Origin of the sequence: Nostoc sp. UHCC 0870 (assembly GCF_022063185.1) — a bacterium.
Classification (GTDB): Bacteria; Cyanobacteriota; Cyanobacteriia; order Cyanobacteriales; family Nostocaceae; genus Trichormus.
In genome coordinates this window covers 3,180,139-3,194,167 of the sequence record NZ_CP091913.1, presented here as the reverse complement: position 1 = coordinate 3,194,167, position 14,029 = coordinate 3,180,139, and the positions used below count along the sequence as shown (strand labels likewise).

The 14,029-nt window shown below is 41.2% G+C and carries 11 protein-coding genes; 7 read left to right on the top strand and 4 right to left on the bottom strand.

Annotation, left to right across the window (positions count from 1 at the left end; genetic code table 11):
- Nucleotides 1-447: 447 nt before the first annotated feature.
- Together dnaK and grpE are read right to left on the bottom strand one after the other, a co-directional pair.
- Nucleotides 448-2,409 carry a molecular chaperone DnaK gene (gene dnaK, locus L6494_RS13480; RefSeq protein ID WP_237995697.1) on the bottom strand — a complete coding sequence of 654 codons (1,962 nt, stop codon included), beginning with the start codon at nt 2,407-2,409 and terminating at the stop codon, nt 448-450.
- A 220-nt stretch (nt 2,410-2,629) separates the two neighbouring features.
- Nucleotides 2,630-3,376, bottom strand: a complete 747-nt coding sequence (gene grpE / locus L6494_RS13475) for a nucleotide exchange factor GrpE (protein ID WP_237995695.1) — start codon at nt 3,374-3,376, stop codon at nt 2,630-2,632.
- Nucleotides 3,377-3,713: 337 nt separating this feature from the next.
- Between grpE and L6494_RS13470 the strand changes: the two genes are divergently transcribed.
- From L6494_RS13470 to L6494_RS13455, 4 genes are all read left to right on the top strand, one after another.
- Nucleotides 3,714-5,726, top strand: a complete 2,013-nt coding sequence (locus tag L6494_RS13470; RefSeq protein WP_237995694.1) for a GspE/PulE family protein — start codon at nt 3,714-3,716, stop codon at nt 5,724-5,726.
- 131 nt (nt 5,727-5,857) lie between these two features.
- Nucleotides 5,858-6,976, top strand: coding sequence for a type IV pilus twitching motility protein PilT (locus tag L6494_RS13465; protein ID WP_237995692.1), 1,119 nt, complete (start codon nt 5,858-5,860; stop codon nt 6,974-6,976).
- Between the two features lie 80 nt (nt 6,977-7,056).
- Nucleotides 7,057-8,280: a type II secretion system F family protein gene (locus L6494_RS13460; RefSeq protein ID WP_237995690.1), complete on the top strand. Its 1,224-nt coding sequence runs from the start codon at nt 7,057-7,059 to the stop codon at nt 8,278-8,280.
- 168 nt (nt 8,281-8,448) lie between these two features.
- Nucleotides 8,449-9,006 carry a hypothetical protein gene (locus L6494_RS13455; RefSeq protein ID WP_237995688.1) on the top strand — a complete coding sequence of 186 codons (558 nt, stop codon included), beginning with the start codon at nt 8,449-8,451 and terminating at the stop codon, nt 9,004-9,006.
- Nucleotides 9,007-9,143: 137 nt separating this feature from the next.
- Here L6494_RS13455 and L6494_RS13450 read toward each other — a convergent pair whose 3' ends face one another.
- Nucleotides 9,144-9,632 carry a hypothetical protein gene (locus tag L6494_RS13450; RefSeq protein WP_237995686.1) on the bottom strand — a complete coding sequence of 163 codons (489 nt, stop codon included), beginning with the start codon at nt 9,630-9,632 and terminating at the stop codon, nt 9,144-9,146.
- Between the two features lie 208 nt (nt 9,633-9,840).
- Between L6494_RS13450 and L6494_RS13445 the strand changes: the two genes are divergently transcribed.
- Together L6494_RS13445 and L6494_RS13440 are read left to right on the top strand one after the other, a co-directional pair.
- Nucleotides 9,841-10,407 carry a DUF2808 domain-containing protein gene (locus L6494_RS13445; protein ID WP_237995684.1) on the top strand — a complete coding sequence of 189 codons (567 nt, stop codon included), beginning with the start codon at nt 9,841-9,843 and terminating at the stop codon, nt 10,405-10,407.
- Nucleotides 10,397-10,642, top strand: coding sequence for a hypothetical protein (locus L6494_RS13440; protein ID WP_237995681.1), 246 nt, complete (start codon nt 10,397-10,399; stop codon nt 10,640-10,642). Before L6494_RS13445 ends, L6494_RS13440 begins: the two co-directional genes overlap by 11 nt.
- A gap of 11 nt (nt 10,643-10,653) precedes the next feature.
- On the opposite strand, the gene L6494_RS13435 is transcribed toward L6494_RS13440, so the two are convergent.
- Entirely contained in the window at nt 10,654-13,245 is a 2,592-nt protein-coding gene (locus L6494_RS13435; protein WP_237995678.1) for a GAF domain-containing protein, read from the bottom strand.
- 380 nt (nt 13,246-13,625) lie between these two features.
- Between L6494_RS13435 and L6494_RS13430 the strand changes: the two genes are divergently transcribed.
- Complete coding sequence (locus tag L6494_RS13430; protein WP_237995676.1) at nt 13,626-13,976, top strand: Rieske (2Fe-2S) protein; 351 nt, start codon at nt 13,626-13,628, stop codon at nt 13,974-13,976.
- Nucleotides 13,977-14,029: the final 53 nt, after the last annotated feature.

Genomic DNA, 14,029 nt, shown 5'->3' with positions numbered 1-14,029 from the left:
TCCCGGAGGGTAAATCAAAAGTCAAAAGTTTCGTATATCAATGCTTTTGCTCGTTTGAAATGGTATGTTCATTTACGCCGTGTTGTACTAGGCAGAAGGTAGACGTTAACTTATTTTAATAATTAATTTATTTTACCTGTTACCTTTTACAAAAATCACCAGCAAGTTGCCAGAAGTAGGTGCTTTCTTCGTGGGAAACGAAAAAGCTACTAAATTTGGCAGTATGAAGCAACACAGATTGGACTTGTCACTGACCAATTGGCTGTCTCTTTTACAATTGTGCTACGTGCGATGATAAAACCCTGCTCATGAACTAGAGGGGCTAGCCGCACCATCAGGTGTGGAAAACCCCCCTTGCTAGTTATTAGGGACTGGGGATAAACCAATTCAAAATTCAAAATTAAATAATTTTTGCCTTTTAACTTTTGAGCTTTTCATGCCCAATCTCTAATCTATTGCTTCATAATCAGCTTGTGCTGTGCTTTCGTCATCAAAATCAAAATTAAATTGGGGAATTAGAGTTCCATTCATTGGATGTTCTAAGTCTAAGGATAATGAAGCATCGGAAATTGCTTCTACTTCACCATCATTTTGACCACTAGCTCGCTCGTAGACATTTGCACCAATCGCAAACAGAGTTTGTTGGAAGTCTTCTAGACACTGTTGAAATTCTTGTAGGGAAATAGCGGGATTAGTCATGACACTCTGGAGGAGGGCAACTTTTTCGTTGGCTAAGACTTTCATCTGCTCACCAATCAATTGGCCATTCTCTTTCAGGGTAGATTCATAACTAGATAACAGATTATCTGCTTGGTTTTTGAGGTCAACTAGTTCTTTGCGTCTTCTATCTTCTTCAGCGAAAACTTCCGCTTCTTGGCGCATCCGTTCTACTTCATTGCTATTTAATCCACCTGTGTTAGTAATACGAATACTCTGTTCTCTACCTGTGCCTTTATCTTGGGCAGCAACTTTGAGGATACCGTTAACATCGATTTCAAACGATACCTCAATTTGGGGTACACCACGGGGGGCGGGAGGAATTCCTGCTAACAGAAATTTGCCGAGACTTTTATTATCTCGTGCCATTGCCCGTTCACCTTGGAGGACATGAATTTCTACAGAAGTTTGTCCATCAACGGCGGTAGAAAATATCTGTGACTTACTGGTGGGAATTGTCGTGTTACGTTCGATGATTTTGGTGAATACTTCTCCCAAAGTTTCAATTCCCAATGATAGTGGTGTGACATCTAAGAGCAAAAGATTATCAACTTCGCCACCTAGAACACCAGCTTGAATTGCTGCACCCAAACCTACAGCTTCATCAGGATTCACCGAACGGTCAGGAGTTTTGCCGTTAAAAAACTTGATCAGCGCGTTTTGTACGGCAGGAATCCGCGTAGAACCACCTACTAAAATAATTCTGTCGATATCTTCTGCTTTCAGGTCTGCATCCTTGAGGGCTTGAATCATTGGCTCGATGGTGGCTTCAATTAAATGTCCCACCAATTCTTCAAATTTAGAGCGACTGAGTTCCATCTCTAGATGCTTTGGCCCAGCTTCATCAGCCGTAATAAAAGGCAGGTTAATGGAGGTATTGGCCATGCTAGAGAGTTCAACCTTGGCTTTTTCTGCGGCTTCTCGCAGGCGTTGCAGTGCCATTTTATCTTGAGCAAGGTCAATTTCCTCTTGTTTTTGGAAGCGTTCAATCATCCAATTGACAACACAGCTATCAAAGTCATCACCTCCTAGCTGATTATTACCACTGGTGGCTTTGACTTCAAAAACCCCATCTCCCAGTTGCAATATAGATACATCGAACGTTCCGCCTCCCAAGTCAAAGACCAAAATTAGCTGTTCTTGGTCTTGCTTTTCTAAGCCAAAAGCTAAAGCCGCAGCCGTAGGTTCATTGATAATTCGTAGCACTTCCAGTCCGGCAATTGTGCCAGCGTCTTTAGTGGCTTGTCGTTGGGCATCGGTGAAATATGCTGGTACGGTAATTACTGCTTGCGTTACAGCTTCACCCAAGAAATTTTCTGCATCCTGCTTGAGCTTTTGCAGGATCATGGCAGATATTTCTTGGGGTGTGTAATTTCGCCCGCGAATCTGCACATCAACAGTATCGTCTCGACCTTTAATAGAATTATAAGGTACACGATCGCGCTCTTTTCCTGTATCATCCCAACGCCGACCGATAAATCTTTTTATACTAAAAACCGTGTTTTCAGCATTAGTTACGGCTTGGCGTTTTGCTAATTGACCGACCAAGCGATCGCCACTTTTACCAAATCCTACAATACTCGGTGTAGTTCTTCCCCCTTCGGAATTAGTGATCACAATTGGTTGACCACCCTCCAAAACTGCAACACAACTATTTGTAGTGCCTAAGTCGATCCCAATAACTTTTCCCATATTAAATATTTTTACTGACTGCTGTTGCCGGAATGTTACGCGGATTAACTTGAGGCAAACAATTCAAAATTCAAGATTCAAGATTCAAAATTAAGACTTGACTCTTACCCAACACCCAATACCCAATTGTCAGTCCCCAGTATCCAGTACCCAATCCCTAGCAATGCTCGCCTCTACTATGACCTAGGCACTATTGGTCAGAGAGGCGAGCAAATACAGGTTAACTGTCGGCTGGACTCGACTGACTTTCTTGTGCGGGTGGTGCATCTTCCTTTGGAGCAGCCACCTTAACCATAGAATGGCGTAGCACGCGATCGCCCAAATAATATCCGCGTACTAACTCTTCTAACACTGTTCCTTCAGGATGTTCATCCGTAGGTTCGCGCATTACTGCTTCATGAAGATTAGGATCAAATTCTTGTAGTTCAGGACGCATGGGTGATACACCCAATCGTTTTAGGGAATCCACAAGTTGTTTATAGACTCCCTGATAACTTTTGTGAATTGTCATCTCGCCTTCAGTTTGTGGCTTAAGGTGCGCTCTGGCCCGTTCAAAATTATCGACCACAGGCAGCAACTCCATGAGAGTATTTCGCTTTACTTGTAGGTCTAGCTCTTCTTTTTCCTTTTGTGTACGTTTGCGGTAATTTTCAAAATCTGCCGCAATTCTCATGTATTGTGTACTGCGTTCTTCTAGTTGGGCTTTGAGTGACTCAATATGTTGAGTCAATTCTGCCAAAGCTGCTGTTTCGACTTCAGTAGTCTCTGGTGCAGCGAAGTTATTTTCTTCTGTGAGTACAGTGTCTCCCGCTATATTAGTTGGGGTTGCCACTTGCTCAGTAACCTCGCTACCAGATTCGTAAGAATTGGTTGGGGCTTGGGAGTCGCTCATCATTGCTTGATTTACCTCTGTTGATTCACCCAATGGCTGGTTTGTATTGTTTATCTGTTTATTTTCGTCCATCATTATCTAAGTCTACTCATCCCAGGTATTGATTAAGGCAGTATTTCGCTACAATAAGCAACCATTGCAATTTATGGTCATACGCTAAAGCTAATTTTTTGCCGAAATATCTCTGGAACGGGTTTTACCGTTATCCTATTTTGACAAATGGTGAACAGACCTTCTAGGTGTGATAAACCGAAATGAAATTTGGGATTGGATTTTTCTCCCCCTGCTTCCCCTGCTTCCCCTCTCTTCTCCTTCCTAAAGCAGTTTAAAGTTTTAATGAGTCTGCATGAAAATTATGTAGCTCAGGTTGGGAATACTCTAAGCAGAGGTTTTCCTTACTCATTGCTCACCTATGACTCAATCGTCTCCGCAACGGCGTAGTACCGCTCTCACTACAAGAACAGAGTTTTCGCCTTTTGGTAACAAGCTAGTCCAAGCTGGCTATGTTAATAATGACCAAATGAGGCAGGCGTTGATTGAAAGTCGCAAATCTGGTAGACCCTTAACGGAAGTGCTGGAGTCAATTACCGGGCGACAACTATCACCTGAGTTCCTCAGACAATACAAGAAACAACAATTATTTGAACTGAAAATACTATACGGTGTTGAATTCCTCGATCCGGAAGTCAACAACGTCGGCGATACGATTATGGGGGAACTTATAGAAACCCTCATCCCAGTTGATATCTGCCGTCGCCATCGTTTAGTACCACTATTGAAGAATGATCAACAAAATCCACCCTGCATTTTAGTAGCGATGGTCGATCCGGACAACTTAGAAGCGTCCGATGACCTCAACCGGATCTTGCGCCCACAAGGTTTGGCATTAAAGCGCATGGTGATTACCCAGGATGACTACCAACAGCTGATCAACCAATATCTGGATGACTTGGCTGTGCGACAAAAGCATATAGAACAAGAAAAGTTTACAGATATTAATCAGGATTTAGAAAATCTTAGCAATCTTAACCTAGAAGATGCTCCTGAAGAGATGGAGGCGGATTTAGGGGCGGCGATGAAGGGTGCAGAAGATGCGCCAGTTATCAACCTCGTTAATAGAATTTTGGCAAAGGCTCTACACGAGCAGGTTTCTGATATCCACGTCGAACCGCAAGAAGAAAATCTGCGGATTCGCTTCCGTAAGGATGGGGTGTTGCGGGAGGCTTTTGACCCCCTCCCAAAAAAAATCATTCCCGCAGTTACAGCCAGATTTAAAATTATCTCTAACTTGGATATTGCTGAGAGACGTTTACCCCAAGACGGACGTATCAGGCGGATGTTCGAGGGACGGAAAGTAGACTTCCGGGTGAATACCTTGCCCAGCCGCTACGGGGAAAAGGTCGTACTGCGGATTTTAGATAACTCTTCTACCCAACTGGGATTAAATAAGTTAATTACCGACCCAGAAACTTTGCAGATTGTCCAAGATATGGTCAGTAAGCCTTTTGGGTTAATTTTGGTGACAGGGCCTACTGGTTCTGGTAAAACAACTTCCCTATATTCAGCATTATCAGAAAAGAACTCTCCCGGTATTAATATCAGTACGGTAGAAGACCCGATTGAGTACAGCTTGCCGGGGATTACCCAAGTACAGGTAATTCGGGAAAAAGGACTAGATTTTGCTACAGCATTGCGGGCATTCTTGCGACAAGACCCAGATGTGTTACTGGTGGGTGAAACAAGAGATAAAGAAACAGCTAAAACAGCGATTGAGGCGGCTTTAACTGGTCACTTAGTATTAACTACCTTACATACTAACGATGCCCCAGGTGCGATCGCGCGTTTGGGTGAAATGGGCATTGAGCCGTTCATGGTTTCTAGTTCGTTAATTGGGGTATTAGCACAACGTTTGGTGCGGCGTGTGTGTGGTGATTGTCGCATTGCTTATACTCCTACACCTGAAGAACTGGCTCGTTATGGAATGTCAGCTTCCCAAGATGTGGGGGTGACTTTCTATAAGGCTAATACTTTATCACTAGAAGCGATCGCTGAAGCTAAAGCTAAAAATAATCTCTGTCCCACCTGTAATGGTGTCGGTTACAAAGGGCGTTGTGGTGTTTATGAAGTAATGCGGGTAACTGAACAGCTACAAACTTTAATCAACGAAGAAGCACCCACAGAACGCATTAAGGAAGTAGCAGTAGAAGAAGGGATGAAAACCTTGTTGGCTTACAGCCTAGACTTAGTTCGCCAAGGCTCTACAACCCTAGAAGAAGTAGAACGGGTGACGTTTACTGACACAGGTTTAGAAGCTGAGTTAAAAGCCAAGCGCAAGAGTGGACTAACCTGTCGAAATTGTAATGCTGTATTACAACCAGAATGGCTAGATTGTCCCTACTGTATGACACCTCGGTTTGATGATTAGTTACTGGGGATTGGGGATTGGGGACTGGGGACTGGGTAATTAGAGGGGCTTTACTATTCTTTCACACCCTAAACCCCAGAAATTTTTGAATTTTGAATTTTGAATTTTGAATTTTGAATTGGTAAGACACTATGGAAATGATGATTGAAGACTTGATGGAGCAGTTGATTGAAATGGGTGGCTCGGATATGCACTTATCCGCAGGTTTGCCTCCCTATTTTCGCATCAGTGGCAAGCTCACACCCATTGGTGAGCATATATTGACCTCAGAACAGTGTCAAAGACTGATTTTTAGTATGCTCAACAATACCCAGCGTAAAACCCTAGAACAAACCTGGGAGTTAGATTGTTCCTATGGAGTGAAAGGTTTAGCACGTTTTCGGGTGAATGTTTATAAAGAGCGTGGTGCTTATGCTGCTTGTTTAAGAGCGCTCAGTTCCAAAATTCCTAATTTTGAAAAATTAGGTCTGCCAGATGTTGTTAGAGAAATGTGTGATAAACCCAGAGGATTGATTCTGGTGACAGGCCCTACAGGTTCTGGTAAAACAACGACCCTAGCGGCAATGATCGACTTGATTAATCGCACCAAAGCAGAGCATATTCTCACAGTAGAAGACCCTATTGAATTTGTCTATGAACCAATTAAAAGTCTAGTTCACCAACGACAATTGGGTGAAGATACGAAGAGTTTTGCTAATGCCTTGAAAGCAGCATTACGGGAAGACCCAGATATTGTTCTGGTGGGGGAAATGCGGGATTTAGAAACTATTTCCTTGGCAATTTCCGCAGCAGAAACAGGTCACTTAGTATTTGGTACGCTACACACTAGTTCAGCTTCTCAGACTGTTGACCGGATTATTGACGTTTTCCCTCACGAAAAACAAACTCAAGTGAGGGTGCAATTATCTAACTCTTTAGTAGCAGTATTTAGTCAAACATTAGTGCCGAAGAAAAACCCCAAACCAGGTGAATATGGTCGGGTTATGGCACAAGAAATTATGATTATTACTCCCGCTATTTCTAACTTAATTCGTGAAGGTAAAACTTCGCAAATTTATTCGGCTATTCAGACTGGCGGTAAATTAGGAATGCAAACTTTAGAGAAGGTTTTAGCTGATTATTACAAATCGGGCATGATTTCTTTTGAAGCGGCCATGTCTAAAACCTCTAAACCAGACGAGATTCAACGCCTCATCGGTGCATCTGCTCCACCACCAGGCGCAGCTAAAGCTGGTGCAAAAGCCCATTAGTTTTAGTCATTAGTCAGTTTTCATAGCTATGGACAATTGACTATTGACTAAATTTTGAATTTTGAATTTTGAATTAAATTATGCCAACATTTGTTGCTCGTGTTCGTGATTCACAGGGTAAAACCAGAAGTGAAAAAGTGGTTGCCGAATCCTTGGCAGACGCTCGTACTAATCTTAGAGATAAAGGTTTTGTAGTTCAAGAACTTAAGCAGTCTCAAAATTTTTCTGCAAACTTTGATTTACAAAAAATCCAGACTTCTTTTGTGAAGGTGACTGTTAAAGAAAAAGCAGTCTTTTCTCGACAACTTGCTACTTTGGTAAATGCTGGCGTAGCGATTGTTAGAGGTCTGGGTGTGTTAGCTGACCAATCTACTAATAGTAAGTTAAAACAGGCTCTAAACGATATTAGTAATGATGTACAAAGCGGTGTTAACCTTTCAGATGCGATGCGTAAGCACCCTGATTGTTTTGATGGTTTGTATGTCAGTATGATTCAAGCTGGGGAGGTTGGAGGTGTTCTTGATGAAGTGCTAAATCGTCTAGCTAAGTTATTAGAAGATATGGCTAGATTACAGAACCAACTTAAATCAGCCTTAGCTTATCCAGTCGTAGTTGGTATTTTGGCAACCGGGATTTTTGTGGGAATGACTGTTTTTCTTCTGCCTATTTTTGGAAAAATTTTCATAGAATTAGGTACAGAATTACCTGCGTTAACTCAATTCTTAATGGATTGTAGTGAAATTTTAAGAAGTTGGAAATCAGGATTAATTATTGGTGGAATTGTCGGTGTGAAATTTAGTTACACACAGTATTACAAAACCCGCCTTGGTAAAGAAACAATTGACCGTCTTTCTTTAAAAATGCCGATATTCGGTGACTTGATTCAAAAATCTTCAGTGGCTCGTTTTAGTCGCACCTTTGGTTCTTTGACTCGTTCTGGTGTACCCATTCTCACATCTTTAGAAATTGTGCGCGATACATCAGGAAATCAGGTAGTTGCTAATGCTATCGATGCAGCACGAGCGGAAATTCAACAAGGTGGAATGATTAGTATTGCCCTACAGAAAGAGCAAGTTTTTCCAGCAATGGCAATTCAAATGATTAGTATTGGCGAGGAAACAGGAGAATTAGACGCAATGTTGATGAAAATTGCTGATTTCTATGAAGATGAAGTAGAGCAAGCTGTCAAAGCATTAACCAGCGTTTTAGAACCAATTATGATTTTGTTCTTGGGGGGTATGGTGGGTACGATTTTGCTGTCGATGTATCTGCCTTTATTCAAGGTATTTGAAAAATTGGGCTAGTACAGTTCGGCGGAATTCAAAATTCAAAATGACGCTCGCGGACTCGCTAACGCTGCGCTAACAAAATTCAAAATGAATACAGCGTAAGCGTTTCATTGATTTAGAATGGTCTGTTTATTTCCGCCGTGTTGTACTAGATGAACATTAATCATTAATTTTGAATTTCTTATGCCTGTGCAAAAATCTTACTATGAAGCAAGCTTGGCAGAGTATAGCAATCATTTGGCTGCGATCGCATTACTCAAGCAACATCGTCCATATTTGGAAATGATCCCCAGTCTGCGCCGTCCTGATGAAAGCTTAATCACTATCCCTCTACCAATTGTTCGTTTACGGAAAACTACCTCTGCAACTGCACAAGCAATTTTACTACCCTGTGATGTAGCTATTTTAATGTGCGATCCAGAGTGGAAAGTTAAAACTGGAGCAGAAATCTTACTGTTTATCCATCGTCCCTATGAAGATTTTTCTGATTTGTTGGGACGTTGGCGACAAACTCAGGTGTTCCTCAATCAAGATTATGAATGGTTAATGCCTCATCGTCATAGTCACATTCTCAGTGAGGGGGCTAATAGTATATATCCGTTATTTTTAATTTTTAGCGAAACCTCGGAACGCATTCAACGGGGTCTGATAGGTGCAGAACTTCCTTTTATTATTCAAATACCGACTTTGGCACTTTTAGAGGAGGAAAGGGAAGAAAAAGGACTAGAGGCTAGGGACTAGTACCGCCGTGAAGTCAAAAGTCAAAAAAAATGAGAAAACTAAAATTAGAAAACTAATCGAGATTAAACTTAATACTTTCAGTATCCGAGCAACTCGATTAATTTTCATAACTATTCGCCGACACGATATTAATATCCTTATGACTTTTGCCAGCAACGGATAAACAGTGTTCCACCTGCTACCAGCTTGATGACTTCTAGGAAGAAATAACTACCATGAAGCATATTCATTTGTGTGGGAATTGTGGATACTGTGTCAAATAAATTGAGATGAACACCAAGCGCACACATTTGCGGAGTTAATAGATAGGTGTTTAAAAGCGCGATCGCAAATAGTATAACTGCGAAAAGTAGACAGTTAGTATTCCACTGATCATAGGTTTTTCTCCAAGCCAGTACACCAGTTAAGACTCCGGCTGCAAATAATAATTCTAGGCGATTAAAAACCCAAAAAATCACATAGCCGACGGTAGTAAAACCATCTTGGTTCATCATGCCAGAGAGATAGAAACTAGGCATAATTACCCAATCTAACACTAAGCTAGCACTTAGCCAAAAGCCAAGGGCAAACAAGACAGCAGTTTGCCAACTTGACCGTCTGAATTCAAATTTAGAAATAGCGTTCATAAAAATAATTGCCTGTGTTGTATCTTTAGTTTCTAACTTCAACAGTAACTTTGACAACACTTATCAATTAAGTTTAACAAAACCTTGAAGCTTTAAGTAATAATAGTGATTATTGCTATGTATTAATAATAAATATTAATTTTTTTAGAGAGTTTTAAACTAATATCTCCAGTATGATTGTGATCTAGTTGGTTATATCAATAAAGTTATGCGCCTTGCAGTTGTATTAGGTACAGCGATAGCCACCACAGTCTTAATATGTAGTCAGAGTCAAGCGATTCAGTTGCAAGATGGGACAGTCTATTTTGCTCAACCGCCTCGTCTAGTGGAATCTACAACTACCTATAATGAACTCTATGTCTGGGGTGCGACCTATTATTTCACTGTCAGTTTGCCAGAGAATGCTGGCGAACCATTACAAAAGATTACAATTAATCAGCGTGATGGCGTAGATAATATTCGTTTTGACTTGAAAAACAGTATTGCTTTTGAGGGTACACGCTCACGCAGAGGTGAGAGAATTGGATTAAAAGATGTAACTAGCGATCGCAAAACTAGAACAGTGTCTTTAATGTTCGACTTACCAATATCCCCAGGTAAAACCGTTACCATAGGTTTAAAACCCTGGCAAAATCCCACATCTGCGGGTGTTTATTTATTTGGAGTGACCGCTTTTCCCCAAGGTGAAAAAACCCATAGTCAATTTCTTGGTTTTGGCAGATTGCATTTTTATAACCAAAAAAGTAACTATTTTCCTTCCCTTTATGGTTGGTAATAATAATTTTAAGAAAACAGAGTTTCTGATTCTTTTAGCTGCAATCCTATCTTTAGGGCTATCTGTAATTTGTGACACGATATGGGAAGGAATACCTACTGTTGTAGAGGATACCTTCAAGTTAGTGGGAATTACGATTTGGGTAACTTATTTTGTCAGGCTATCTCTGCGCGAGATTGGTAGTATTTTAAATGTTGCACCCTTAAAAGAGCAAGTATCTTCTGTGATTAGGTAGATACACCGGATTTATTTTTCCTGAAAAGTCCAAACACCCTCATCCCATTGTGAAGTGGTTGGGGGTGATTGTAACCAATGCTGACAACGTAAAAGGTACAGCATCGCAGCTTTATCATGCTTATCTGCGGCTAAAACAGTGGCAAATTCCGCTCTGGCTAAAGCAAAATCCTGCTGAAGATAATACTCACGACCTTTATGATAATGCTCTATTACTTGTAATTTCTCGCTACTAATAGGGTCGGAACGTAAACCCACTAATTCGTATATAGCTACCGGCTCGTTTCTACCTTTAACACGAATGTAGTCTAGTTCTCTCGCCCAAATGTGATTTTGGCAGGGTTTAAAAGTATTATCACTGAGAATAATATCGCAACCGTACTGCTTACTTACACTTTCTAGGCGAGAACCTAAGTTAACACCATCACCAATGGCAGTAAATTCCATTCTTTTACTAGAACCGATATTACCACTAATGACGGTATCAGAATTAATGCCAATGCCAATATTAATTCTCGGTTTATTAGCGGCGTAGCGACGTTGATTAAATTCCTGTAACCGATGGCGCATCTCCAAAGATGTTTGTACCGCCATCCAAGCGTGTTCTTCTAGGGGGAGAGGCGAACCAAACACAGCCATAATCGCATCACCGATGTATTTATCGAGAGTACCTTTGTGTTTAAAAACAGCATCTACCATTGATTCAAAATATTCATTGAGCATACTTACCACTTCTTCTGCTTCCAGATTTTCTGTCAAAGTGGTGTAGCCACGAATATCGGAAAATAAAATTGAAACTTCCTTGCGATCGCCTCCAAGTTTAGCATCATCTAGTTTCAACAATTCTTCTGCTAATTCTTGGGTCATGTAGCGGTACATTGTACTCTTGAGACGCTTTTCATCACTGATATCGTCCATGACTACCAGTGCGCCACAAACTTGCTGCGGGTCGCTAGCATCAGCAATAGTATTAATTGATAAATTGATACTATGTTTGTCTGATTCTGAACCTGTACTTAATAAGGTGCGGTCTGGGTAATATTGCTGGCGAAGCTTGAGGTCTGTACCGTGTAAAGCATCTCTACACCACTTGCTAAAATCGCCTTCTTTAATGGCGATCGCTTCACTAACTAATTTACCTTCTAAACGGTCTTCATCTGCCAATCCCAACAAGCGTTTAGCACTTTCATTAGCCGCAATAATTGCTCCTGCTTTATCTGTGGAAATTACACCATTAGAAAGACTCCGCAGAATATCCCGTTGCATTTGTTCCTGTTGCTTAACTCTGGCAAATAACTGAGCATTTTGCAGTGCTACCCCGGCTTGAATATTAAAAGCCTCCATAAATTCTTCGTCATTGCGGTCAAAACTTGCTTGGAAGCATTCAGGAGCTTGAGGCCAATCAACGGGATTATAGTGGGGAAAATCCCCTGATTTCTTTTTATTGACTAATTGCGTCACGCCGATTAACTCTTGATCGCCATTAAAGACAGGCATACAGAGTAAGCTACAGGTACGATAGCCATTTTGCTGGTCAATTTGTTTGGCTGTTTCCGAGTCTGGATGGTTATATAAATCAAAAGGGAGATTGAGTTTTTGACCGGAGGCTGCAACCATACCAACAAAACCCTTACCTATGGGAACTCTTAATTCCCTGGTAGAACCATCATCTTGAGTGATTTTCGTCCAGAGTTCATGGCGATCGCGGTCTATTAGCCATAGGGTACTGCGATCGGCGTTCATCAGTTCCTTGGCTTCATCCATTACCCGTTTGAGGGTATCTTCCAAATCTAGACTGCTTTGACTTAGAGACTTAACCGCCTTCATCATCGCAGCTGCGGCTCTTTGTTTTTGAGTCGCAATGTAAAAAGAACGTGACGATTCTAGAATTAGGCGAATAGAGGGTGCAAATTCCTGAAATAAATCTTCATCAGCACCAGTAAAGCCAATAGTATCGATGCGTTCTGCTAGTGGTGCATCATGATTATATGTAGACTTTAATTTATTGAGTAACTGTACCACGGCGACTAATCGCCCTTGTTCATTGAGTAGCGGTAAAGCTAGCATCGTGTAGGTACGATAGCCAGTGATTTTTTCTTTTTCTTGAGCAAATATCGAACGTGGATCGTTATAAAAATCAAAGGGAATATTAATTACTTGCTTAAAAGTAGCCACTTCGCCAGCAATTCCCTTATCGGCGGGGATACGAATTTCTAAAGAGCGATCGCCTTCTCCTGCGGCGACTATTGACCAGAGTTCTTGTTTTTCTTCATCCAATAAGAATATAGTTGTCCGGTCTGCTCCCAATAATTCCCCAGTTTTTAAGGTAATAGAATGCAACATTTCTTGCAGAATCGTCTCAAACCCTTGAGAGTCCAGCATTGACAGAGTTTGATGCACAATCTGTAATTTCTGCTCAACTTCTGTAACAACTTGTTTAAAAGTATCTTGAGTCAGGGGAGCAAGAAATGTGGAAATAGTGCCTTTCCGGCGGGCTAGATTCCCGACAGGAGAAGCATTTACTGGCAATCCTTCATTTTCTTGGTTGGAAACACCAATAATCAAATCAGCCGTCTCCCCAAAACTACGCTGTTGCACTGACATAAGTAATTTTTGATATAGCAGGATTTAATTTTAGAAATTCATCTAAGTGTTGCTTCAGCAAATATTGAGTGGCATTATCCACAGTTTAATCTGTTGTTAATTAACCGTCATCCTGCTTTACTCCTTGTTTTACCCAATATCTCCCAGAGCGTGGAGCACGGTTTAAAATTTACGTACAACAACAGATACACAATATTTAATTTCTCACGAGGTAATTAAAAAAGATACTTTTCATCCAGTGATAACTTACGTGCATGGCTAGACCTGTGGGCGTATATATATATTTCCCCATCAATGAGTCAAACTAACATTTCCTTGACGCAGTTGTGGAATGATGTACTTAATAGGCTGCATCCTTTTAAAGATCAAGAGAAATATCGATGAACTGGATTAAAGTGATTCCCCAAGATGAACTACCACCCAATGGGCGTAAAGTGGTGAAAGTTGAACAACGCAAGATTCTGTTAATTCGCCACAATAATCAAGTTTTTGCCGTAGAAAATTCCTGTCCCCACCTTAAATTACCCTTACAGAAAGGCAAAATCACAGATGATGGGGCAATAGTATGTCCTTTCCATCGTACTGCCTTTGACTTAGCTACTGGTAATCCTCAAGACTGGACTCCCTTCCCTCCTGGTATTGGCAAGGTAATGGGTATGATTTCCAAAGAAAAAGCACTCGCCGTCTTCCCTACCCGCGTGGAAGAAGGTAGCATTTGGGTTAGTTTATAGGGTTTCGACAAGAACCCCACCCCCAAACCCCCTCTCCTCGCTTGCGAGGAGGG

Bases quoted from the DNA above. Each gene is read 5' to 3' on its own strand.
- L6494_RS13450 (WP_237995686.1), bottom strand. From the start codon at position 9,632: ATGAACGCTATTTCTAAATTTGAATTCAGACGGTCAAGTTGGCAAACT.
- L6494_RS13465 (WP_237995692.1), top strand. From the start codon at position 5,858: ATGGAAATGATGATTGAAGACTTGATGGAGCAGTTGATTGAAATGGGT.
- L6494_RS13445 (WP_237995684.1), top strand. From the start codon at position 9,841: ATGCGCCTTGCAGTTGTATTAGGTACAGCGATAGCCACCACAGTCTTA.
- L6494_RS13440 (WP_237995681.1), top strand. From the start codon at position 10,397: ATGGTTGGTAATAATAATTTTAAGAAAACAGAGTTTCTGATTCTTTTA.
- L6494_RS13430 (WP_237995676.1), top strand. From the start codon at position 13,626: ATGAACTGGATTAAAGTGATTCCCCAAGATGAACTACCACCCAATGGG.
- grpE (WP_237995695.1), bottom strand. From the start codon at position 3,376: ATGATGGACGAAAATAAACAGATAAACAATACAAACCAGCCATTGGGT.
- L6494_RS13455 (WP_237995688.1), top strand. From the start codon at position 8,449: ATGCCTGTGCAAAAATCTTACTATGAAGCAAGCTTGGCAGAGTATAGC.
- L6494_RS13460 (WP_237995690.1), top strand. From the start codon at position 7,057: ATGCCAACATTTGTTGCTCGTGTTCGTGATTCACAGGGTAAAACCAGA.
- L6494_RS13435 (WP_237995678.1), bottom strand. From the start codon at position 13,245: ATGTCAGTGCAACAGCGTAGTTTTGGGGAGACGGCTGATTTGATTATT.
- dnaK (WP_237995697.1), bottom strand. From the start codon at position 2,409: ATGGGAAAAGTTATTGGGATCGACTTAGGCACTACAAATAGTTGTGTT.
- L6494_RS13470 (WP_237995694.1), top strand. From the start codon at position 3,714: ATGACTCAATCGTCTCCGCAACGGCGTAGTACCGCTCTCACTACAAGA.